The following is a 21,195-nucleotide window of genomic DNA, read 5'->3' as shown; positions in this document are numbered from 1 at the left end:
CCGCGGGAGCAGCGGCCGCGGGCGGCGCAGCGTCGCTCGCCGGCGACAACCTGGGCGGCGACACCTCGGTCACGAGCCGACTGCCAGCGGCGGGGGCGTCCGGCGCCACCGACGCGCCGGCGCGAGTCATGGCGACTCCACCCTCCGACGCGACGCGGCTCGAGACCGGCGGTGACGAGGGTGGCGTGGGTGGCGCTGACGTGGACCGGGACGGCGAGGCCCCGGGCCGCCGCCGCTCCGCCGTGCTCCTCGTCGTGGCCCTCCTCGTGCTCGCGGGCGCCGGCCTGGCCATCTGGGGCCTGCAGCGCGACACCACCGACCCCGGCGGCCAGGCTGCGCCGCCGGTCGCGTCGAGCAGCCCGAGGACGCCCAGCGTGACGCGACCGCCGACGTCGCCGAGGACATCGCGGGCCGAGTCGCCCTCGCCCTCGACGACCGCTCCGACCAGCACGCGCCCGGCGACCCCGTCGAACACGCCGTCCACGGCTCCTTCGCCGGCTCCGTCCACGACGGTGTCGGGGCGCCCGACGGATGCCGAGCTCGCGCGCGCCGTGCGGGACTACTACGCGCTGCTCCCCGGCAACACGGACGCGGGGTGGGCGCGCCTGACCGACCGCTACCGGTCCACGACGTCCGGCAGCCGCGCGACCTACGAGCGCTTCTGGGGCTCCGTCTCCTCCGTCGACGTCCGCCAGGCAACCGGGTCGGCACCGCGGTCGGTCGTGGCGACCTTGCGCTACGCCTTCGACGACGGGCGTCGGTTCGAGGAGCGGACGGCATACTCCCTCGTCGACGACGGCGGCATCCTCAAGATCGACCGCTCCTCGGTGCTGAGCAGCCGCCAGCTCTGACGGCAACGGCTCGCCGAGGTGTGCCGAGCCCCGCCGACCGCGTTCGGGTGGCCGTGCCTCAGATCTGGGGCGGGGCGCCGCGGACGGCGGGGTGCTCGGGGTGTGGTTCGACGGTAACGGGGGATCCCGTCAGGGGCAACGCCACATGACCAGTGAACGCGCGGAGTGCCCTGCTCGGTTCCGCGCCGCGCCGACCGGTGCGACCACGCTCGTCGTGCACACCTGCGCGAGACGCTCGAGCATCGCTGCCCGCTCGCTGCCGGTCATCACGGTCGCGAACGTCTCGTCGTCGGCCGCCGTCACTGCACTCATCGTGGTTCTCCCTGGTCGCGGCACCCGGCTCTACCCTTGGCCGGTCTCCAGGAGTAGGTGTACCAGCCGCAAAGGGCGGATACGTCCCTATTGCCCGAGTTTCTGCAAGAAAGTCCCAAGAAACGTGCAAGGGATCGTCAGCCGACGGCCGCGGCCGGAAAGGCGCGCGGCCGTCGGTGGGCCGTCGACCGACCGCTGGTCGACGGCCGGCGCCGGAGCTACATGCGCTCCGCGCCGTCCCGGATCGCCTCGCGGATGCGGGTGTACGTGCCGCACCGACAGACGTTGCGGATGCCGTCGAGGTCGTCGTCGGTGATGGCGCGGCCCTCGGCCCTCACCCTGCGCACGAGCGCCACCGCCGCCATGATCTGGCCGGGCTGGCAGTAGCCGCACTGGGCGACGTCCCGTTGCAGCCACGCCTCCTGCATGGGATGCAGGTCGGCGCCCACCGTGTCGGGCAGGCCCTCGATCGTCGTGATCTCGTCGTCGGGGCCGACGTCCTTGACCTGCACCGAGCAGGGGTTGAAGGCCTTGCCGTTGAGGTGCGAGGTGCAGGCCTTGCAGACGTTGATGCCGCACCCGTACTTGGGCCCGGTGATGCCGAGGACGTCGCGCAGGACCCAGAGGAGCCGCACGTCGTCGGCCACGTCGACGGTGACGGACTCGCCGTTCACCCGGAAGGTGTGCTGTGCCATGGGGTGCTCCTCAGTAGGTGTGGGCGAGGCCGTCGGTGGGCGACGGCGGCACCGGGGGGACGAAGGTCTTCGGGGTGAACGACACGGTCCCGTGGTTGACCGGGAACCGGGTCGGGACGGTGCCGGTGGCGCGGGCGTAGGCACACGCCGTGGCGGCGACGGAGGCGGCGACGCCGGCCTCACCCGCGCCGCCGGGGAGCTCGGCGTCCGAGGGCATGACGATGCACTCGAAGGTCGGGGGCACGTTCCACTGGCGCGTGTAGAAGTAGTTGTCCCAGCTCGCCTCGAGGAAGTGACCGTCCTGCAGGTGGTTGCTGCTCGTCAGGGCGAGCGCGATGCCGTCGGAGACGCCGCCCATCATCTGCGCCTCGAGTCCGCGCGGGTTGACGACGAGCCCGGCGTCGATGGCGATGACCGCCTTGGTGACGCGGGGACCGGTCACGGCGTCTCGGACCTGCCGGTTCACGGTCTCGGGGCGGCAGTCGATCTCGACGAGGACCGCCGTCGCGCCCTTGTACTCCGAGTGGATCGCGATCCCCTGGGCGGTGCCGGACGGCATCGACCGTCCCCACTGCCCGACCTCGGCGACCTTGCGCAGGCAGGACTTGACGCGCTCGTTGCGCAGGAACGCCAGACGGAAGGCGAGCGGGTCCTTGCGCATCTTCTTGGCGAGCTGGTCGATGAACAGCTCGTTGGCGCAGGCGACGTCGGGCGAGTAGATGTTGCGCATGCTGCCGGTGTTGAAGCCCATGTCGACCTCGCCCAGCAGCTGGGTCACGACCCCGAAGTCGTAGGGCAGCTCCTGGGTCAGCGTGAAGATCGACTCGGCCAGACCGAGGTTGCCCAGGCCGGCGGGGAGCTCTGACGCCATCGCGGTCAGCCGCTCGCCCAGGCCGTGCGAGAAGTCGGTCTTGATGCTCGTGTGCCGCTGCTCGAAGGTGAGCACCTCCCCCGCGAGCAGCGTGGCGCGGATCCGTGACGTCGCCATCGGGTGCGTGCGCCCCTGACGGGGCTCGTCGGCGCGGTGCCACATGAGCTTGACGGGCTTGCCCATGGCCCGGGAGATCTTCGCGGCCTCGATCGCCGCGTCACCGAAGAGCTTGTGCCCGAAGGACCCTCCGCCGGTCACGACGTTGACGGCGACGCGGGCGATCGGCAGGCCGAGGGCCTTGGCGATGTTGCGCTGGGCGACGATGGGAGCCTTGAGGCCGGCCCAGACCGTGGCGCGGTCGTCGCGGACGTCGGCGATGGCGCAGTTGGGCTCGAGGGCGGCGCTGCTGCGGAACATGAACTCGAAGCGCAGGTCGACGGTCTGCGCCAGCAGCGGCACCTTGGGCACGGTCATGGGCAGCTCTGCGGCCTTGAGCCGGCGCAGCACCGAGTCGTCCGACTCGCCCTCGACCGGGCCGCCGTCCCACGTGACCCGGAGGGCGCGGACGGCGTCGATGCACTGGCCGAACGTCTCGGCCCGCACGGCGACACCCGTGTCGACGACGACGACGTCGGTGACGCCGGGCAGGGCCCGGACGGCCGCGAGATTGTCGACGCTGCGCGGCGATCCGTTGAGCGTGGGCGGGCGGCACACCATCGTCGGCAGGGCGCCAGGCACGTCGAGGTCCATGGTGAAGCGTTTGCGCCCCGTCACGGCATCGAGCGCGTCGACCCGGCTGCGGGGAGTGCCGATGACGTCGAACGAGCTCGTCGCCGCGAGCTCGACGTCCACGGCCGTCGTCGTCGAGCTCGCGGCGGAGGCCGACAGCTCGGCGTACGTTCGCGTGCTGCCGTCCGGAGCGGTGACGACCCCGCCCTTGGCGACGAGCGAGGCCACGGTGGCGCCGAGCGCGGTCGCCGCGGCCTCCAGGAGAGCCCCACGGGCCACCGCGGCGGCCACCCGGATCGGGGTGAACATCGACTGCATCGTGTTGGACCCGCCGGTGAGCTGGTTGAAGACGAGCTCGGGGCGCGCGGGGGCCAGCGTCACGCGTACGTCCTCGACGCGCATCGAGAGCTCGTCGGCGATGATCATGGCCGCGGCCGTCGTGATGCCCTGCCCGACCTCCATCCGCGGGATCGCGAAGTGGGCGTGGCCGTGGTCGTCGACGGTGATGGTGATCAGCTGCGACGTCGGGAGCGCCGAGTGGGTCTGGAGGTCGCCGAGGTCGTAGAGCTCGGGCAGCTGCGGCGCACTGGGGACCGCGGCCGAGGCAGGAGCGGCGCCGCCGACCTCCGCCGCGACGGTGAGCGTGGCCCCGGCGACGACGAAGCCGATGAAGCGCCTTCGGCTGACGCCGTCGGGTGGTGAGCCATGGGCTCGGACGGAGCTCTGGGCGTGCGGGTGGCCGGGCGTCGTCGTCATCGACTGGGGTCCCTTCTCGGAACGTGCACGTGCGACCGGGGTGCCGTGGGGTGGGGGCGGGTCGCACGTGGTGGTGCCTCCGTGGTTCGCCGCAACAGGCGGATCCGGATTGTCCTGCCCCAACGAGCCGACGTGGCGCGATGTCACGGGCGCCGCGAGATGGCACCCCTACAGTGCGTTCCGTGCCCAGTCAGGTCGATCCGACGCCCCGATCGACTACCGGGCGCGCCACCGACGTCGTCGACGTCTTCGTCTACGTCGTCGTGCTCAACCTCTTCATCGAGTACGTCCCAGCGGTCATCAGCGAGACCTTCACGCTGTCGCTGCTCACGGCGGTCCTGCTCACGGGAGTCCTCGAGGTCGTCGTCGCGGTGAAGAAGCGGGCGAAGGGCCGGTTCGCCGCCGCGCGCAGCGCCGTGGGCAAGGTCGGCGCCGGGCTGCTCCTGTGGGGCGTCCTCGTCGGCAGCACGTTCGTCGTGCTCAAGACCATCGATCTCGTCTTCGGCGACAGCGTCAGCCTCGGCGGGTTCGTGTCGGTGACGCTGCTCATCCTCACGCTCCTGCTGAGCCGGCTCGTCGTGCGCCGGCTGCTCGCCCCTCCGTCACGGGTTCCGGCGCCTGCGGGCTGAGTCCCTCGACGTGGGCCCGCGAGGCTGCGACAGTGGGCTCATGTCACTCGAGACGTGGTGGTCCGCCGTGCGACCCGAGACCCGGGACTGGATCGTCGCCCACAACGGCGAACCGCTCCCGCTCGAGGTCGTCGAGGACATCACGCGAGTCAGCGGTCCCGTCGACCCCGACGCCTGGTGGGTCGCCGGCCGTGGGCCTGACGGGCTGGAGCTCTCGGACGCCGCCGTCGACTGGGTCGAGACCGTGGCCAACGGCGAGGCTCCCCCCGAGCCCTAGCCGACGCCGGCGAGCCACTCGCCGACGAGGCGCGAGATCCCGCGGTTGCCCCTCAGCGCGGCAGGCGCGAGGTCCCGAGGTCGATGACGTCGCTCGCCACGTCGTCGAGGTCGCGACCGGTCGCCTCGGCGTGCCTGCACAGCAGCGCGTGGGCCTCGTCGGCGGTCAGGCCGCGGTGCACCACCACGAGGTCGACGGCCACTGCGAGGTCGATGCCGTCGGACGGACCCGACCGCCCTGAGGTCGCCGAGGACCGGTCGAGGGTCCGGCCGACGCCCCGGCCGATGGCGCCCTCTGACCGGCCGCGCGGGGCTCCGGGCGCTGACGACGTGCTCACCCCGCACCCATACCCGGCGGGTGCCCGGTCCTCTCACCGCGGCCGCCAGCCGGCTCGGACCCGACCTGACCGTGCGGCGTCAGGCCCGAGCGGGCCGCTCGCGACGGAAGGTGGCTGGCGTCGTGAGACGTGCCGAGCACGTGCGATCAGTGACGAAGGGCCGCAGCTCGACCTCGGCGCCCTCCTCGCCGACGGCGGTCATGGTGCCGCGGATCAGCCCCCGGTGGATGGCGCACACGACCTCCGGGTGGGCCCGCGCCATCGAGAGGAAGGGACAGTCGTTGAGGGTGAGCTCGACGGTACGGCCACCCTCGGAGGTGGCCAGCTCGGGCCGGTAGCCCCACTCGTCGAGCAGGTCGACGGCCATGCCGACCTTGCCGAGCCAGCCACCCGGGGTCGAGGCCGGCGGCGGCGCGGGCTCCTCGCGCCGTCCCCGCACCCAGCGCTCTCCGGCGCCCTCGGGGTCGCCGGGCAAGCCGTCCGCCGCGTCGGACCAGGCGCTCGTCAGCAGCTCGGTGAAGGCATGCAGGGCCTCCTGGCTCGCAAGGCCCGGCCGCGCGCTGCGGGCGTCGACGTAGATCTTGCGGGGCCGACCCACGGCGCCGCGCCGGTGCACGGTCGCGACCAGCTCGGCGGCGACGAGCCGCTCGAGGTGGAAGCGGGCGGTGGTGACGTGGAGGCCGAGGGCGGCACCGACCTCGGAGGCGCTGAGCCCGCCTCCTTCGCGGCCGGGCGTCCCGACGGAGGCGTCGCGGGCCCCGACCGGGTCGCCGGCGTCCGCGAGCAGGTCGAGGACGGCCCGACGCATGGGCGATGTCTGGACGTCGCTGCGGATGGCACCTGGCACGCCGATCCTCCTTTTCGTTGATTTAGAGGATAGGCCAGAGCCTGCCTCAACGAGAAGCGAGCTCGAGAACGCCGGTGGTCCGATAGTCGTTTGCCGCGCCGGAACCTGCTGGGAGCAGTAGCGTTGCGCTCAGTTCGGGGACACCGGGGTCGTGCCACGGCGGTCGTCGAACGCGCGCAGCCGCTCGCTTCGATGCGCCCCCCATCGTCGATTTGGAGGACTCATGCCTCTCCTGCCCCATCACGGTGCCCGACCGGGGTGGCACCCGTGAGCGCGGCCTTCCGCAGCACCGACACGGCCCGGGGTGGGGTCGACGGCCCGGCATCGGCCGCGCTGCTCCGCGCCGGTCGGTTCTTCACGCGCTGGGAGGAGTCCGACGACGGGCGTGCCGTCTTCCGCGAGGGCGGGCGAGCGGGCGACGTCTTCTACCGCGACCGGTGGAGCCACGACAAGGTCGTCCGCTCGACCCACGGGGTCAACTGCACCGGCTCCTGCTCGTGGAAGGTCTACGTCAAGGACGGGATCATCACGTGGGAGACGCAGCAGACCGACTACCCGTCCGTCGGCCCCGACCGACCGGAGTACGAGCCCCGTGGCTGCCCGCGCGGCGCGGCCTTCTCCTGGTACACCTACTCCCCCACGCGCGTCCGCTACCCCTACGTGCGCGGCGTCCTCCTCGAGATGTACCGCGAGGCCAAGGCCCGCCTCGGCGACCCGGTGGCCGCCTGGCACGAGATCACGACCGATCCCGACAAGCGTCGCCGCTACCAGAGCGCCCGCGGCAAGGGCGGCCTCGTGCGCGCGTCGTGGGGCGAGGCCGTCGAGATCGCGGCCGCCGCGCACGTCCACACGATCAAGGAGTACGGCCCCGACCGCGTCGCGGGCTTCTCGCCGATCCCCGCGATGTCGATGGTGTCGCACTGCGTCGGCACCCGCTTCATCCAGCTCATCGGCGGCGTCATGACGAGCTTCTACGACTGGTACGCCGACCTGCCCGTCGCCAGCCCGCAGGTCTTCGGCGACCAGACCGACGTGCCGGAGTCGGGCGACTGGTGGGACGCGACCTACCTCATGATGTGGGGCTCCAACGTCCCTGTGACCCGCACGCCCGACGCGCACTGGATGGCCGAGGTCCGCTACCGCGGCACGAAGATCGTCACGGTCAGCCCCGACTACGCCGACAACACGAAGTTCGCCGACGAGTGGATGCCGGCCCAGGCCGGCACCGATGCGGCGCTCGCGATGGCCATGGGCCACGTGCTCCTCAAGGAGTTCTTCGTCGACCGTGAGGTGCCCTTCTTCACCGACTACGTGCGCACCTACAGCGACCTCCCCTTCCTCATCCGTCTGGAGGCACCCGAGGAGCCGTATGCCGCCGCGTCGGGTGAGGGGGCCGGCGCCCCCTTCGTGCCCGGCAAGTTCCTCACCGCGTCCGACCTCTCGGCTGATGGCGCCGCCGTTCCCGACGAAGATGCCTGGAAGACGGTGCTGCTCGACGAGGTGACCGGACAGCCGGTCGTGCCGAACGGCTCGATGGGCTTCCGCTACGCGGACTCCGGCAAGGGCCGATGGAACCTCGACCTCGACGGCGTGGCCCCCGCGCTGACGATGACGGGCGGCGCCGCCGAGGCCGTCGAGGTGCTGCTCCCGGCGTTCGTCGAGCCCGACGGGACCGGCTCGGTGCTGCGTCGAGGAGTCCCCGCCCGGCGCGTCGGCGGCCACCTCGTGACGACCGTCTACGACCTCATGCTCGCGCAGTACGGCGTCGAGCGAGAAGGACTGCCGGGCAGCTGGCCCAGGGGTTACGACGACGTCACCGCGCCCTACACGCCAGCCTGGCAGGCGGAGATCACCGGCGTGCCCGCAGAGCAGTGCATCCGCATCGCTCGCGAGTTCGCCACGAACTCCGAGCAGTCGCAAGGGCGCTCGATGATCATCATGGGCGCGGGCATCTGCCAGTGGTTCCACGGTGACGCGACCTATCGGGCCATCCTCTCGCTGCTGATCCTCACCGGCTGCATGGGCCGGAACGGCGGCGGCTGGGCGCACTACGTCGGCCAGGAGAAGTGCCGACCGATCACCGGCTGGATCTCCCTCGCCAACGCCCTCGACTGGGGCCGGCCGCCGCGCACCATGACGGGCACGTCGTACTGGTACATGCACACCGACCAGTGGCGCAACGACGGCTACTCCGCGGACTCGCTCAACTCACCTCTGGCCAGAGGGCATCTGGCCGGCAAGCACACGGCCGACACCATCGCGCAGTCCGCCCGGATGGGGTGGATGCCGTTCTACCCGCAGTTCGGCACGAACCCGCTCCAGGTGGCGGAGGACGCCCAGGCGGCCGTCGACGCAGGCACCGCCGCCAGCCCGGCGGCCTACGTCGCCGGCGCCCTGCACGACGGCACGCTGACCTCGGCGATCGAGGACGTCGACGCTCCGGAGAACTGGCCGCGCACCCTCGTGCTGTGGCGAAGCAACCTCATGGGGTCCTCGGCCAAGGGCAACGAGTACTTCCTGCGCAACCTGCTCGGCACGCACCACAACGTCCTCGGCAGCGAGAACCCTTTGGCACCAAGGCCGTCCGAGGTGAAATGGCATGAGAAGGCGCCGGAGGGCAAGCTCGACCTGCTGCTCTCGGCAGACTTCCGCATGACGTCGACGACGCTGCTCTCCGACATCGTCCTGCCCGCAGCGACGTGGTACGAGAAGCACGACCTCAGCTCGACCGACATGCACCCCTTCGTACACGCCTTCACGCCCGCCATCGACCCACCGTGGGAGGCCAAGAGCGACTTCGAGCTCTTCCACCTCCTCGCCGAGAAGCTCTCGGACCTCGCGCGCACCCATCTCGGAGTCCGCAGGGACCTCGTCAGCGTGCCGCTCATGCACGACACACCCGGCGAGACGGCCCAACCCGGTGGGCGCGCGGTCGACTGGCGGGCCACGGGGCACCCTGGCGTGCCGGGCAGGACGATGCCGGTCTTCCAGCTCGTCGAGCGCGACTACACCGCGATCAGCGAGAAGCTCGCCACCGTGGGCCCGCTCGCCGACAGCCTCGGCTTCACGGTCAAGAACGTCACCTACCGGGTCGAGGAGGAGGTGGCCCGCCTCGCCGCCAAGAACGGCGTCATGCTCGGGGGCGCCGGTGACGGCCGTCCGGCGATCGACACCGACGCGAAGCTGGCCGAGGCGATCCTCACCTTCTCCGGCACGACGAACGGTCACCTCGCGGTGCAGGGCTTCCGCACCCTCGAGGAGCGGGTCGGCAAGAAGCTCGTCGACCTCGCCGAGGGCTCGGAGGAGAAGCACGTCACCTTCGCCGACACGCAGAGTGCACCGGTTGCCGTCATCACCTCGCCCGAGTGGTCGGGCTCCGAGACCGGCGGAAGGCGCTACGCGCCCTTCACCGTCAACATCGAGCGCCTCAAGCCCTTCCACACCCTCACCGGTCGGATGCACTTCTACCTCGACCACGACTGGATGCAGGACCTCGGCGAGGCGCTGCCCATCTACCGGCCACCCCTCGACATGCACCGCCTCTTCGGCGAGCCGAAGCTCGGGCCCGACGGGTCGAAGCAGGTCACCGTCCGCTACCTGACGCCCCACTCCAAGTGGTCGATCCACTCGGAGTACCAGGACAACCTGCTCATGCTCTCGCTCTCACGCGGCGGCCCGACGGTGTGGATGAGTCCGCAGGACGCCGGCTCCATCGACGTCGCCGACAACGACTGGGTCGAGTGCCTCAACACCAACGGCGTGCTCGTCGGCCGGGCGATCGTCAGCCCCCGCATGCCGGAGGGCGTCGTCTACGTCCACCACGCGCAGGAGCGCACGATCGACGTGCCGAAGTCGGAGGCGACCGGTCGCCGCGGCGGCATCCACAACTCGGTGACGCGGCTGCTCGTGAAGCCGACCCACCTCATCGGCGGCTACGCCCAGCTGTCCTACACGTTCAACTACCTCGGACCGACGGGCAACCAGCGCGACATGGTCTCGACGGTGCGCAAGCGCTCGCAGGAGGTGACGTACTGATGCGTGTCATGGCCCAGATGGGCATGGTGATGAACCTCGACAAGTGCATCGGGTGCCACACGTGCTCGGTCACGTGCAAGCAGGCGTGGACCAACCGCGCCGGCACCGAGTACGTCTGGTTCAACAACGTGGAGACCCGCCCGGGACAGGGGTATCCGCGCCGCTACGAGGACCAGGAGACGTGGAAGGGCGGCTGGACGCTCACCCACCGCGGCAGTCTCAAGCTCAAGGCGGGTGGCCGGGTGCAGAAGCTCCTGGGCATCTTCGCGAGCCCCGTGCAGCCCAAGCTCGCCGACTACTACGAGCCCTGGACCTATGACTACCAGACCCTCATCGAGGCACCGCTCGATGACGACTTCCCGGTCGCCCGGCCGAAGTCGCTCATCACCGGCGAGAACACGAAGATCACGTGGTCGGCCAACTGGGACGACAACCTCGGCGGCGCGAGCGAGATGGGACACCTCGACCCCATCGTCGCGAAGCTCAACGCGTCGGTGCGGCGCGAGTCGGAGGAGAAGGTCCGCTTCGAGCTCGAGAAGACCTTCATGTTCTACCTGCCGCGCATCTGCGAGCACTGCCTCAACCCGTCGTGCATGGCCTCGTGCCCGTCGGGCGCGATCTACAAGCGCGAGGAGGACGGCATCGTCCTCGTCGACCAGGACCGGTGCCGCGGGTGGCGGCAGTGCATCACGGGATGCCCGTACAAGAAGATCTACTTCAACCACAAGAGCGGCAAGGCCGAGAAGTGCACCTTCTGCTACCCCCGCGTCGAGGTGGGGCTGCCGACGGTCTGCTCCGAGACGTGTGTCGGGCGGCTGCGCTACCTCGGCCTCTTCCTCTACGACGCCGACCGCGTCACGGCCGCGGCAGCGACCCCCGACGAGGGCGACCTCTACGAGGCGCAGCTCGACCTCCTGCTCGACCCGAGCGACCCCGAGGTCGTCGCCGCTGCCCGGCGTGACGGCATACCGGACGACTGGATGGACGCGGCGCGGCGTTCGCCCGTCTACGCGCTCGCCAAGACCTACCGGGTGGCCCTGCCGCTGCACCCGGAGTACCGCACGATGCCGATGGTCTGGTACGTCCCGCCGCTGTCGCCGATCGTCGACGTCCTCTCGTCGCAGGGTCACGACGCCGAGGACCGGACCGTGCTCTTCGGCGCGATCGAGGCGCTGCGCATCCCCGTCGACTACCTCGCCGAGCTCTTCACGGCCGGCCGCACCGACATCGTCACCGGCGTGCTCCAGAAGCTCGCCGCGATGCGCGCCTACATGCGCGACGTGTCGCTGGGCCGCGACGGCGACCCCGCGATCCCCGCGGCGGTCGGCATGAGCGAGGAGTCGCTCTACGAGATGTACCGCCTCATGGCGATCGCGAAGTACGCCGACCGCTACGTCATCCCCACGGCGCACGTCGAGCGGGCCCACGAGCTCGAGGAGATCGGTTGCTCGCTCGACTTCGACGAGGGGCCGGGCATGTACGAGTCAGGTCCGTTCGGCGAGGCGAGCGGACGTCCGGCGCCGGTGGCCGTCGAGACGTTCAACGCACTCAAGCAGCGGCAGACCTCCGACACGGCGATGGCGACGACCGAGTCCGGCTCCCTGACCGGACGGGTCAACCTGCTCAACTGGGACGGCAACGGCGCTCCCCCGGGCCTCTTCCCGGGCCGCTCGGACGGGGACGCGCCGTGATCGGCCTGCGCGGGCGGGCGGCACCACGGGACGAACGCGTCGTGCACCTCGTCGCCGGACGCTGCCTCGACTACCCGACGGCCGAGCTCGTCGCCGGGCTTCCCTCGATGCGCGATGCCCTTGCGGAGCAGGGCGACTCGGCCGCCGCCACAGCGCTGGCGAGCGTCGTCACGCACCTCGACGGAGCCGCCCTGGACGATCTCCAGCGTGCCTACGTCGACACCTTCGACCTCAGCCGCAAGCACGCGCTCTACCTGTCCTACTGGACCGACGGCGACACGCGCCGGCGGGGCGAGGTGCTCGGACGGTTCAAGACGGCATACCGCAGCAGTGGCGCTGTCGTCGACACGCACGGAGAGCTGCCCGACTACCTCCCGATGGTGCTCGAGTTCGCCGCACGCGTCGACCCGGAGGCCGGCGTCGCGCTGCTCCAGGAGTACCGCGCGAGCCTCGAGCTGCTGCGGATCGCCTTGCAGGAGAAGAAGAGCGCGTATGCCGCCGCCGTCGTCGCCGTGTGCGCGACCCTTCCCGGGGAGTCCCCGCCCGACCGCGCCGCGGTCATGGAGATGGTCGGGCTGAGCGGACCGCACCCGACGGAGACGGTCGGGCTCGAGCCCTACGACCCGAGGCTGCTTCCGCTGCAAGCGGCCCCGTCCGGGGCACCGAGGGGTGGAGGGTCGTGAGCACGTTCCTCTGGGGCATCCTCCCCTACCTCTGCATCGCGAGCCTCGTCGGTGGCACGGTCTGGCGCTACCGCTACGACAAGTTCGGCTGGACGACCCGGTCGTCACAGCTCTACGAGTCGCGCCTGCTGCGCATCGGGTCGCCGCTCTTCCACTTCGGCATCCTGCTCGTCTTCGTCGGCCACGTCGGCGGACTCGTCATCCCCGAGTCGTGGACCGAGGCCGTCGGCGTCAGCGAGGGGCTCTACCACCTCAACGCCCTGCTCTTCGGCGGTCTGGCGGGGGTCTGCACGCTGGCCGGCATCCTCATCCTCGTCTACCGGCGCCGCACGACCGGACCGGTCTTCATGGCGACGACGAAGAACGACAAGCTGATGTACGTCCTGCTCGTCGGCGCCATCGTCCTCGGCCTCTGGACGACGCTCATCAGCGTCGGGGCGGGCAGCGAGGCACACAACTACCGCGAGACCGTCTCGCCGTGGTTCCGGTCGGTGCTGCTGCTGAGCCCGGACGTGACGGCGATGGCGGCGGCCCCGGTGCAGTTCCACGTCCACGCGATCGTCGGGATGCTGCTCTTCGCGCTGTGGCCCTTCACGCGGCTCGTCCACGCCTTCACGGCCCCGCTGCACTACCTCTTCCGGCCCTACATCGTCTACCGGTCGCGCGACGGCCGGACCTCCGGCAACCGCTCCAGCCGGCCCGGCTGGAGCGGCGTCGGCACCTCCGACCGCGACCGCAGACACTGACCCGACCGACCCTGCCTCGAGGAGACCCATGAGCACCAGCGCACCGACCGCGTCCACGCCGTCCCCGCCGCAGGTCGGCCTGAGCGGCCAGGGCCGGAACCTCGCCCTCGCGACCTTTGCCTTCGCGGTGACCTTCTGGGCGTGGAACCTCATCGGGCCGCTCGGGGTGAGGTACACCGAGCAGATGCACCTGAGCAGCAGCCAGAAGGCGCTGCTCGTCGCGACACCGGTGCTCGTCGGCTCGCTCGGGCGCATCCCGGTGGGCGCGCTCACCGACCGCTACGGCGGTCGCGTCATGTTCCCGGTGCTGACCCTGCTCACCGTGCCCTTCGTGCTCCTCGTCGCCCTGGCCGGCAACCTCGGGTCGTTCCCGCTGATGCTCCTCTTCGGCTTCTTCCTCGGCATCGGGGGCACGACCTTCGCGGTCGGCGTGCCCTTCGTCAACGCGTGGTACCAGGCGGATCGGCGCGGGTTCGCCACCGGCGTCTTCGGCGCCGGGATGGGCGGGACGGCGCTCTCATCGGCCCTGACGCCGCGGATGGTGACGTGGTTCGGCTACACGCTGACGCACGTCATCATCGCCGTCCTGCTCGTCGCGACCGCCGCGCTCTGCTGGTCCGCCATGCGCAACTCACCGGCCTGGACGCCGAACACCGACCCCGTCGTCCCCAAGCTGGCGGCTGCGATCAGGCTGCCGGTGACGTGGCAGATGTCGTTCCTCTACGCCGTGGCGTTCGGCGGCTTCGTCGCCTTCTCGACCTACCTGCCGACCTTCCTCAAGGACGTCTACGCCTTCGACCTCACGGCAGCGGGTACGCGCACGGCCGGCTTCGCCGTCGCGGCGGTCGTCGCGCGACCCATCGGCGGGGTGCTGTCGGACCGCATCGGGCCGCGCGCGGTCCTCGCCATCTCGCTCTCCGGCACGACCGTTCTCGCGGTCGTCCTGGCGTTCCGGCCGCCCCTCGAGGTGGCGGCGGGCCTGTCGTTCGTCGCGATGGCCTTCTTCCTCGGCCTGGGCACCGGCGGCGTCTTCGCCTGGGTCGCGCGCCTCGCACCGCCGGAGCGGGTGGGCAGCGTGACCGGCCTCGTCGGCGCCGCCGGCGGCCTCGGCGGCTACTTCCCGCCCCTCGTCCTCGGGGCGACCTACGACAAGGTCTTCCCGCAGTACGGCTTCGGGCTCGCCCTGCTCGCACTCGTCGCCGCCTGCGCGCTCGTCTTCTCGCAGGTCGGGATCCGCTCGTCGGGCGACCGTCGACGAACGGCCTGACGGCAGGCACGGTCTCTCGGGGACGCCGGAGACGCCGGCGGGCTCACCGGGCACCCGGGGCGCTCGACCCGGGGTGCCCGGCACCCGGCACACGCCAGCCGGGGGGTCAGCCGTGGGCGTGACCCAGCGCCGGCTCGCTGATCGACGGACGTCCCGTCCCGAGGTGCCCCGCGAAGCCTCGCAGGAAGGTGCCCACCTCGGCGACGACGGTGAGGTCGTACCACCCGCCGTTGGTCGACGTGTCGACGACGACGGGTCGCCGGCCGACCGTGGTGCGGGCGCCGTACGCGTCCTCGATCGTGACGGGGACGCCGCGCGGTGCCTCGACGGTGACCGAGAGCCGCTGCGTGCGCCCCACCCGGGTCACCTCGACGCGGATGCGGTCGGTCCTCGTGTCACCCGCGAAGCGCCGGAAGAAGCCGTTCGGCCCGTGCAGGTGGATGTCGTAGTCGCCGCTGACGGGCCACGTCGCCCGCAGCTCGTCGCCGGCACCCACCGTGTAGCTGTGCGGTGGCCCGGCCGGCTCGACGAGCCGTGCCTGGAGGTGCGTGCCGCGGCGCCCGCGGTTGTCGAGGTCGACGGTGACGGCCCCGCGGGTCTGCTGCTCGCGGACGACGAGGTCGTAAGGGGTGGGGCGCGACGGGCGCGTCCCCGGCTCCTGCGACGGCATCTTCCCCTCCGCGGGCGGCGTGGGCCGGTACGACGGGTGTCGTTGGTCGTCGAACGGCTTCCAGCTCGTCGTGCTCGGCAGTGCGGGCACCTTCTCCACGGTCTTCGAGAAGTCGAAGGCCGAGGTGAGGTCGCCGGCGACCGACCGTCGCCACGGCGTGATGTTGGGCTCCTTGACCCCGAAGCGTGTCTCCATGAGCCGGATGACCGACGTGTGGTCGAAGGTCTCCGAGGAGACCCAGCCACCCGTGCTCCACGGCGACACGACGAACATCGGCACGCGTGGACCCATGCCGTAGGCGCCGGGGCCGTGCTCGCCGTCGTAGAACTCGTCGGCCGTCGACACCGTCGAGGCGCCAGGGATGACAGGCGAGTTCGCGTGCGGGGGCACGAGGTGGTCGAAGAAGCCGTCGTTCTCGTCGTAGGTGATGAGCAGGACGGTCCTGGCCCACACCTCGGGGTTCGAGGTCAGGGTGTCGAGGACCTTGGAGATGTACCAGGCGCCGTAGTTCGTCGGCCAGTTCGAGTGCTCGCTGAACGCCTCGGGAGCCGCGATCCAGCTGACCGACGGAAGGGTACCCGCCTCGACGTCCCGGCGCAGGGGCTCGAAGTAGTCCTGCCCGTCGCGCGCCCTCGTGCCGCGACGGGCCTTCTCGTAGAAAGGGTCTCCCGGTCCGGCGTTGCGGTAGCGGTTGAAGTAGAGCAGCGAGTTGTCACCGTAGTTGCCGATGTAGGGGTCCGACGTCCAGCCCCAGGAGCCGGCGGCGTCGAGCCCGGTGCCCTCGTCCTGGTAAACCTTCCACGACACGCCTGCCTGCTCGAGCCGCTCGGGGTAGGTGCGCCAGTCGTAGCCGAGCTCGTCGTTGTAGAGCACGGGGCCACCACCCTTGCCGTCGTTGCCCGTCCACCCGGACCACAGGTAGTAGCGGTTCGGGTCGGTGTTGCCGATGAACGAGCAGTAGTAGGCGTCGCACACGGTGAAGGCGTCGGCCAGCGCGTAGTGGAAGGCCGCGTCCTGGCGCTCGAGGTAGGCCATCGTCGTCGTGCCCTTGGCCGGAACCCAGCCGTCGTAGTGCCCTCGGTTGACGGCGGCCTGCCCGTCGGTCCAGCTGTGCGGCAGACCCTCGAGGAAGGCGGCGCCGAGGTCGTCGACGCTCGGGTGGAAGGGCAGGACGTCGCGGGTGCCGTCGGACTGGTGCCACACGTCCTTGCCGCTCTGGAGCCGGACCGGGTGCGGGTCACCGAAGCCGCGGACACCGCGGAGGCTGCCGAGGTAGTGCTCGAAGGAACGGTTCTCCTGCATGAGCACGACGATGTGCTCGACGTCCTTGAGGGACCCGGTGGCCCGGTTGGCCGGAATGGCGGCAGCGCGGGCGATGCTCTCGTCGAGCATCGTCGCGGCGACGGCGCCACCGGCGATCTTGAAGAAGCGGCGACGGTCGAGGTCGACCATGGGAACTCCTGGTGGTGTGGAGGATTCGGGCAGGGCGGTCGATGGCGTATGCCGGGTGGCTCAGCGCGGCGCGTACGCCTTGGGCAGGCGCATGCCGCGGTCGGCCATGATCGTGCGGACGCGGTTCGGGTAGTCGGTGATGACGCCGTCGACGCCGAGGTCCATGAGGGCGCTGATCGTGGCCGGGTCGTCACAGGTCCAAGGGATGACCTTGAGCCCCCGGGCGTGGGCGGCGTCGACCATGGCCCGGTCGGGGTAGAAGCGGAAGCCGGGGTCGGCGACCGTGCCGTTCTGCGGGAAGCCGTAGTTCGGCGAGAGAGCCGTGAGCCCGGGCACCGCCGCCGCGGCGGTCGCGACGAAGTCACCAGCGAAGTCGTCGGCGTCGACACCGCCGAGCCACGGTGACGCGCCGGGCTTGCCGACCTGGAGGAAGTCGTGGTTCGTGAGGGCGACGAGCGGCCACGTCGGCGCGAGCCGGTGCATGACGTTGAGGGCGCCCCAGTCGAAGGACTGGATCGTCACCTGGTCCTCGATGCCCGAGGCATGGATCTCCTCGTAGACGCGGCGCACGAAGAGCTCTCGCGGCGCGGTCTGCTCGGGCGCGCCGGCTTCGACCTTCGTCTCGATGTTGAGGGTCACCTGCTTGGCGCGGTAGGACTTCACGAGGTTCAGCACGTCCCCCAGCTCGACCATCCGGAAGCCGGGCACCCGCTCCTGCTCAGGGAATCCGGGCAGCTGCTGATAGCCGCAGTCCATCGTCCGGATCTGGGCGAGGGTCAGGTCCTTGATGTACTTGCCGACGTACGGGTACATCGGGTCACCGGCCGTGACCGGGGCCGTGTCGCGACACTTCTGGGCGCTGACCTGACGGTCGTGGTTGACGACGACCTTCTCGTCCTTGGTGACCTGCGTGTCGAGCTCGAGCGTCGTCACGCCGAGGCGCATCGCCTTGGCGAAGCCCTCGAGGGACTCCTCGGTCGTCATGCCGATCCCCCCGCGGTGCGCCTGCAGGTCGAAGTGGGTCTGCTGCGGCAGGACGGCGTGGGAGCCTGCGGCGGCGACCGCGGTGGCGGCGGCGCTCGGGCCGAGGGTCAGTGCTGCCAGGGGGCCGGCCAGGGCCAGGCTGACCAGGAGACGGCGTACGTGCATGGGAGATCCTTCGCTCGGGGCTGGGCTGGCCCCTCGACGCTAGGGACGTCCCGCAGGCCTGTGGTGCCCTCGACGTGGCGCTTCCGTGAACCCTGGCCGAACACGGACGAAGCGGAGGAAGCGGACGCCCAGCACGGGTCCGCCGGAACCGGCACCGCCCGCCTTCAGCCCGCGCCACAAGGACCTGCTCGCCGTCACCCCGGACGGCTCCTCCCCGGCAGCCCGTCATCGGGCTCGAGCGTCAGTCCTGCTTCATCGCGGACGCGTCGACGCAGAGGACCCCCCGGTTGCCGTCCTGGTCGGCGACCACGGTGAGCGCGGGTGCATCGCTGTCGTCGACGACGGTCCCGCCCGCGGCGAGGACGGCGGCGATCCGTGGCGCGGCCGCCTCGGGCGCGACGTAGACCTCGACGTGGAACCGCTGACCCGTGGTCTGCTGCTCGTCAGAGTCCCCGAACCACAGGTTGGGCACGCGCCTCGTGGCGTCCCGGATCTCGTCACTGGGCGTCCCGCGCCCCTGGGACTCGGCGCTCCCCGTCAGGAGGGCGGCCCAGACCGGGGCGATGGTCGACGAGCGTGCGGTGTCGAGGCCGAGCTCGATGTCGCTGACCGACGCCGGGTCGGCCCGGAGCCCGTGGTCGGCGGCGATCTCGGTGATCCGTCGCGCGAGGTCGACGTCCTGCTGGGTCACCCATTCGACGACGTGCTCGTTGCCTTCGTCGTCGCGGTAGATGGCGTCGTCGCTGACCAGCTTGAGGTCGACCCACTCCGTGCCGATCGACACGTGCGGGTGGTGGTGGAGCGCGTCACCCGCCTCGCCCACGGCGGCGGCGAACCGGACGCCGGCGCCGAACCCGTCGACCACGTATCGGGCGTGCAGTCCCTGGGCCAGCTTGCGCCAGTCGGTCAGGTCGGCCTCGGCGATCTGGGCGCTCCTCAGCATGTCCATAGACGGGGACCATAGCTGCGATCACCACGGTTGACCCCTCGCAGACATCCGTCCGTTTCCGTCGTCGTCGCAACCGTTCGCGGGTGGGTCCCGTCGATACCGGACGCCGCCACCGTCTGTGAGCGGTGGCTGACTCCGAGCCGTGGGGCTCAGGGCACCGGGAAGTCGCTCGGGGCACCTTCGCCGGTCGCCCCGTCGACGTGCTCACGGAGCAGGTCGGCGTGTCCGGTGTGGCGGGCGTACTCCTCGATCATGTCGGCCAGCAACCGGCGCAGGCTCATCCCGTCGTGGGTCGTCTGGTCCAGGCCGCCGCGCGACCACGCCTCCGTCAGCGACGCCCGGGAGCGGTGCACGGCCTCGGCCCAGAGCGCACGCAGGGCGTCAGGGGTGTCGTCGGCCGCCGTGGCCCAGGCCCAGTCGTCCCAGTCCCTCTCGAGGTCCAGCACGTCGAAGGGCGACATGAACGCACGGCCGGCGAGCCGGTGCTGGAAGTAGAGCTCCTCGACCCAGGCCAGGTGTTTGAGCAGGCCGCCCAGCGTCACCGAGGACGCACCGAGCCGACGACTCATCCCAGCGGCGGCGACGTCCGCGCACTTCCACGCGAAGGTCAACCGGTTGCGTTCCAGGGTGATCACGGCGGTGTCGACCTCGTCGCCCCGCATGAAGCGCTCGATGTCCCACACTGGTGGCTGGCCGGGCGTGAAGCCGAAGGTGCTCGTCATATGTCCACACTAGAAACGCATCCGGACGAGAGACGTCCGCAAACCCGGTCGACCGCGAAATGGTCGACATCCCGGCGAGGCCGAGACGACATACGTCGTGCCGAGCGCTCGGTGACCGCCTCCGGGCGGCAGGAGCGCTCAACCGTCCCGGGTCAGCTCGAACAGCTCGCACGACGTGTCCATGTAGCGGGTGGTCGCGCCCAGGTGGCGCATGCCGATGCGCCGGCAGACGGCTTGCGAGGCGTGGTTGTCGGGATGGGTCACGGCGATGATCCGGCTCTGGCCGCGCGCGAACGCGTCGACGGATGCTGCGCGCGCAGCCTCGGTCGCGTATCCGTGGCCCCACCTGTCCGGATGCAGGTGCCAGCCGATCTCGACGTCCGCGGGGTCTGATGGATCTTCCCCTGCTGACAGTGGAATGGGTTTGAGCAGAAGGTTTCCCAGCCGTGCGCCGGCCTGGTCGGTGATGACCCAGATGCCGTGGACGGGGTGCTCGCTGATGGCGCGTCGGCGTTCGATCGAGGCGAGCGCCTGGCTACGGGAGGTCATGGTCGTGGGGTCAGCCCCCAGGTAGCGCACGACCTCCCAACGGCCCTCGAGGTCGAGGAGGAAGTCGGCGTCGCCGGCTTCCCATGGTCTGAGAACCAGTCGCGCCGAGGTGATGGTCCGCATGGGCGAAACCTAGCGAACGACCCGAGTCGGTCGCGGGGGTGCTAGGGCCGCATCAGTTCCGTGAACACCGGCTCGTTTCGAATCGGATCCAGGTCGGAGTCGTTCCTCGCCGACTCCCTGAACTCGTCCGACAGCTCGATGGCGTGCTGGAGGTGCTCGAGGGCCTCGCTCGTCCGACCGCACTGACTCTCGCAGCAGGCGAGATTGAAGAACAACATGGGGTACTGCGGGTTGGCACGGACCGACGCTGCTAGACGGGCGGCGACCTCGGCATACTCCCCCGCCTGGTACCGGGGGGCCAGTGGAGCCCACAGTTCCCAACCTCGGGCCGCGTAGGCCTCTCCCGGCGTGCCCTCGATCGCCAGGAGGGTCGTGTCGCCTTCGACGGCTGAGGCCCTGCGCCTGGTGCCGGGAGGAGCGAAAACCAGGGTGCCGGTCGGCGCGTCGACCCGGTCCCCGTCGACCTCGAACACCGCATGGCCCTGCAGCACGAGGAACAGTTCCTGGTCAGCCGTCGGATCGTCTCCGTCGTGTTCGTTGATGAGGACGTCACCCGCCGTGCGGGCGGTCCACACCGTGGCCCCGAAGGCCGAGATGCCCAGGTGATGGCGGACAGGTCGGTAGTGGGCCCCGGCGTCGCTGAACTCATCGATCTCATCCAGGTGGGCGATTGCGTAGCCGGCCATGGCCCAGCTCCTTCACGTGGCGAGCGTTGCCTGGAACGTTACGGGCCCTCCCGGACGGTCGGCGTCCGGAAGGTTGCGGGAACCGCAGGTCACTCTCCCTGCCAGAGCCGCTCATCGGCAGTCGCACGACGGGTGTCCGTGCCTCGTGTGAGGCTGCCGACAAGGCTGT

Annotated in this window: 18 protein-coding genes and 1 pseudogene; 8 read left to right on the top strand and 11 right to left on the bottom strand. The window is 70.9% G+C overall.

From position 1 onward, the window contains the following. A pseudogene (locus AB4Y83_RS21425) lies at positions 1–851 on the top strand (hypothetical protein); the annotation flags it as partial. 129 nt (positions 852–980) lie between these two features. On the opposite strand, the gene AB4Y83_RS21420 reads toward AB4Y83_RS21425, so the two are convergent. From AB4Y83_RS21420 to AB4Y83_RS21410, 3 genes are all read right to left on the bottom strand, one after another. Further along, positions 981–1,163 carry a hypothetical protein gene (locus AB4Y83_RS21420; protein ID WP_435985684.1) on the bottom strand — a complete coding sequence of 61 codons (183 nt, stop codon included), beginning with the start codon at positions 1,161–1,163 and terminating at the stop codon, positions 981–983. Positions 1,164–1,381: 218 nt separating this feature from the next. After that, positions 1,382–1,858, bottom strand: a complete 477-nt coding sequence (locus AB4Y83_RS21415; RefSeq protein ID WP_442275848.1) for a (2Fe-2S)-binding protein — start codon at positions 1,856–1,858, stop codon at positions 1,382–1,384. 10 nt (positions 1,859–1,868) lie between these two features. Next, positions 1,869–4,214, bottom strand: coding sequence for a molybdopterin cofactor-binding domain-containing protein (locus AB4Y83_RS21410; RefSeq protein ID WP_442298102.1), 2,346 nt, complete (start codon positions 4,212–4,214; stop codon positions 1,869–1,871). 182 nt (positions 4,215–4,396) lie between these two features. On the opposite strand from AB4Y83_RS21410, the gene AB4Y83_RS21405 reads away from it, so the two are divergent. After that, a complete protein-coding gene (locus AB4Y83_RS21405) occupies positions 4,397–4,843 on the top strand; it encodes a hypothetical protein (protein ID WP_442275846.1) in 447 nt (148 codons plus the stop codon). A 40-nt stretch (positions 4,844–4,883) separates the two neighbouring features. Next, a complete protein-coding gene (locus tag AB4Y83_RS21400; protein WP_442275845.1) occupies positions 4,884–5,120 on the top strand; it encodes a hypothetical protein in 237 nt (78 codons plus the stop codon). A gap of 52 nt (positions 5,121–5,172) precedes the next feature. On the opposite strand, the gene AB4Y83_RS21395 is transcribed toward AB4Y83_RS21400, so the two are convergent. Both AB4Y83_RS21395 and AB4Y83_RS21390 read right to left on the bottom strand, forming a co-directional pair. Beyond that, positions 5,173–5,457 carry an ANTAR domain-containing protein gene (locus AB4Y83_RS21395; RefSeq protein WP_442298101.1) on the bottom strand — a complete coding sequence of 95 codons (285 nt, stop codon included), beginning with the start codon at positions 5,455–5,457 and terminating at the stop codon, positions 5,173–5,175. 79 nt (positions 5,458–5,536) lie between these two features. Beyond that, positions 5,537–6,304, bottom strand: a complete 768-nt coding sequence (locus tag AB4Y83_RS21390) for a helix-turn-helix transcriptional regulator (protein ID WP_442298100.1) — start codon at positions 6,302–6,304, stop codon at positions 5,537–5,539. 258 nt (positions 6,305–6,562) lie between these two features. On the opposite strand from AB4Y83_RS21390, the gene AB4Y83_RS21385 reads away from it, so the two are divergent. Genes AB4Y83_RS21385 through AB4Y83_RS21365 form a run of 5 tightly spaced genes read left to right on the top strand, consistent with a single transcriptional unit; the run spans position 6,563 to position 14,726 of the window. Continuing rightward, the gene (locus AB4Y83_RS21385) at positions 6,563–10,339 is read left to right on the top strand and encodes a nitrate reductase subunit alpha (RefSeq protein ID WP_442298099.1); all 3,777 of its coding nucleotides are present in this window, start codon (positions 6,563–6,565) and stop codon (positions 10,337–10,339) included. Then, a complete protein-coding gene (narH, locus tag AB4Y83_RS21380; RefSeq protein ID WP_442298098.1) occupies positions 10,339–12,030 on the top strand; it encodes a nitrate reductase subunit beta in 1,692 nt (563 codons plus the stop codon). The genes AB4Y83_RS21385 and narH overlap by 1 nt, the downstream gene beginning before the upstream one ends. Continuing rightward, entirely contained in the window at positions 12,027–12,713 is a 687-nt protein-coding gene (gene narJ, locus AB4Y83_RS21375) for a nitrate reductase molybdenum cofactor assembly chaperone (RefSeq protein ID WP_442275841.1), read from the top strand. The genes narH and narJ overlap by 4 nt, the downstream gene beginning before the upstream one ends. After that, a complete protein-coding gene (gene narI, locus AB4Y83_RS21370) occupies positions 12,710–13,459 on the top strand; it encodes a respiratory nitrate reductase subunit gamma (RefSeq protein WP_442298097.1) in 750 nt (249 codons plus the stop codon). The genes narJ and narI overlap by 4 nt, the downstream gene beginning before the upstream one ends. 28 nt (positions 13,460–13,487) lie before the next feature. Beyond that, positions 13,488–14,726 (top strand): MFS transporter, encoded by a 1,239-nt coding sequence (locus tag AB4Y83_RS21365; protein ID WP_442275839.1) that lies wholly within the window; start codon positions 13,488–13,490, stop codon positions 14,724–14,726. A gap of 106 nt (positions 14,727–14,832) precedes the next feature. On the opposite strand, the gene AB4Y83_RS21360 is transcribed toward AB4Y83_RS21365, so the two are convergent. The 6 genes from AB4Y83_RS21360 to AB4Y83_RS21335 all read right to left on the bottom strand — a co-directional run bounded on the left by AB4Y83_RS21360 (position 14,833) and on the right by AB4Y83_RS21335 (position 21,026). Then, positions 14,833–16,848 (bottom strand): phosphocholine-specific phospholipase C, encoded by a 2,016-nt coding sequence (locus AB4Y83_RS21360; RefSeq protein WP_442298096.1) that lies wholly within the window; start codon positions 16,846–16,848, stop codon positions 14,833–14,835. A 60-nt stretch (positions 16,849–16,908) separates the two neighbouring features. Then, positions 16,909–17,997: a glycerophosphodiester phosphodiesterase family protein gene (locus AB4Y83_RS21355; protein WP_442298095.1), complete on the bottom strand. Its 1,089-nt coding sequence runs from the start codon at positions 17,995–17,997 to the stop codon at positions 16,909–16,911. Between the two features lie 241 nt (positions 17,998–18,238). After that, complete coding sequence (locus AB4Y83_RS21350; RefSeq protein WP_442298094.1) at positions 18,239–18,946, bottom strand: VOC family protein; 708 nt, start codon at positions 18,944–18,946, stop codon at positions 18,239–18,241. A 149-nt stretch (positions 18,947–19,095) separates the two neighbouring features. After that, positions 19,096–19,668, bottom strand: coding sequence for a mycothiol transferase (locus AB4Y83_RS21345; protein WP_442298093.1), 573 nt, complete (start codon positions 19,666–19,668; stop codon positions 19,096–19,098). A 138-nt stretch (positions 19,669–19,806) separates the two neighbouring features. Beyond that, entirely contained in the window at positions 19,807–20,340 is a 534-nt protein-coding gene (locus tag AB4Y83_RS21340) for a GNAT family N-acetyltransferase (RefSeq protein WP_442298092.1), read from the bottom strand. A gap of 41 nt (positions 20,341–20,381) precedes the next feature. Continuing rightward, positions 20,382–21,026, bottom strand: a complete 645-nt coding sequence (locus AB4Y83_RS21335; protein WP_442277042.1) for a TPR end-of-group domain-containing protein — start codon at positions 21,024–21,026, stop codon at positions 20,382–20,384. Positions 21,027–21,195: the final 169 nt, after the last annotated feature.

It is taken from the genome of Terrabacter sp. RAF57, assembly GCF_052113925.1.
GTDB lineage: Bacteria > Actinomycetota > Actinomycetes > Actinomycetales > Dermatophilaceae > Terrabacter.
The sequence above is the reverse complement of the archived record's forward strand: the minus strand, read 5'-3'. Positions and strand labels throughout refer to the sequence as shown.

Coding starts and splice junctions, on each gene's coding strand:
- AB4Y83_RS21420 (WP_435985684.1), bottom strand. CDS start 1,163: ATGAGTGCAGTGACGGCGGCCGACGACGAGACGTTCGCGACCGTGATG.
- AB4Y83_RS21415 (WP_442275848.1), bottom strand. CDS start 1,858: ATGGCACAGCACACCTTCCGGGTGAACGGCGAGTCCGTCACCGTCGAC.
- AB4Y83_RS21410 (WP_442298102.1), bottom strand. CDS start 4,214: ATGACGACGACGCCCGGCCACCCGCACGCCCAGAGCTCCGTCCGAGCC.
- AB4Y83_RS21400 (WP_442275845.1), top strand. CDS start 4,884: ATGTCACTCGAGACGTGGTGGTCCGCCGTGCGACCCGAGACCCGGGAC.
- narH (WP_442298098.1), top strand. CDS start 10,339: ATGCGTGTCATGGCCCAGATGGGCATGGTGATGAACCTCGACAAGTGC.
- AB4Y83_RS21365 (WP_442275839.1), top strand. CDS start 13,488: ATGAGCACCAGCGCACCGACCGCGTCCACGCCGTCCCCGCCGCAGGTC.
- AB4Y83_RS21360 (WP_442298096.1), bottom strand. CDS start 16,848: ATGGTCGACCTCGACCGTCGCCGCTTCTTCAAGATCGCCGGTGGCGCC.
- AB4Y83_RS21355 (WP_442298095.1), bottom strand. CDS start 17,997: ATGCACGTACGCCGTCTCCTGGTCAGCCTGGCCCTGGCCGGCCCCCTG.
- AB4Y83_RS21350 (WP_442298094.1), bottom strand. CDS start 18,946: ATGGACATGCTGAGGAGCGCCCAGATCGCCGAGGCCGACCTGACCGAC.
- AB4Y83_RS21345 (WP_442298093.1), bottom strand. CDS start 19,668: ATGACGAGCACCTTCGGCTTCACGCCCGGCCAGCCACCAGTGTGGGAC.
- AB4Y83_RS21340 (WP_442298092.1), bottom strand. CDS start 20,340: ATGCGGACCATCACCTCGGCGCGACTGGTTCTCAGACCATGGGAAGCC.
- AB4Y83_RS21335 (WP_442277042.1), bottom strand. CDS start 21,026: ATGGCCGGCTACGCAATCGCCCACCTGGATGAGATCGATGAGTTCAGC.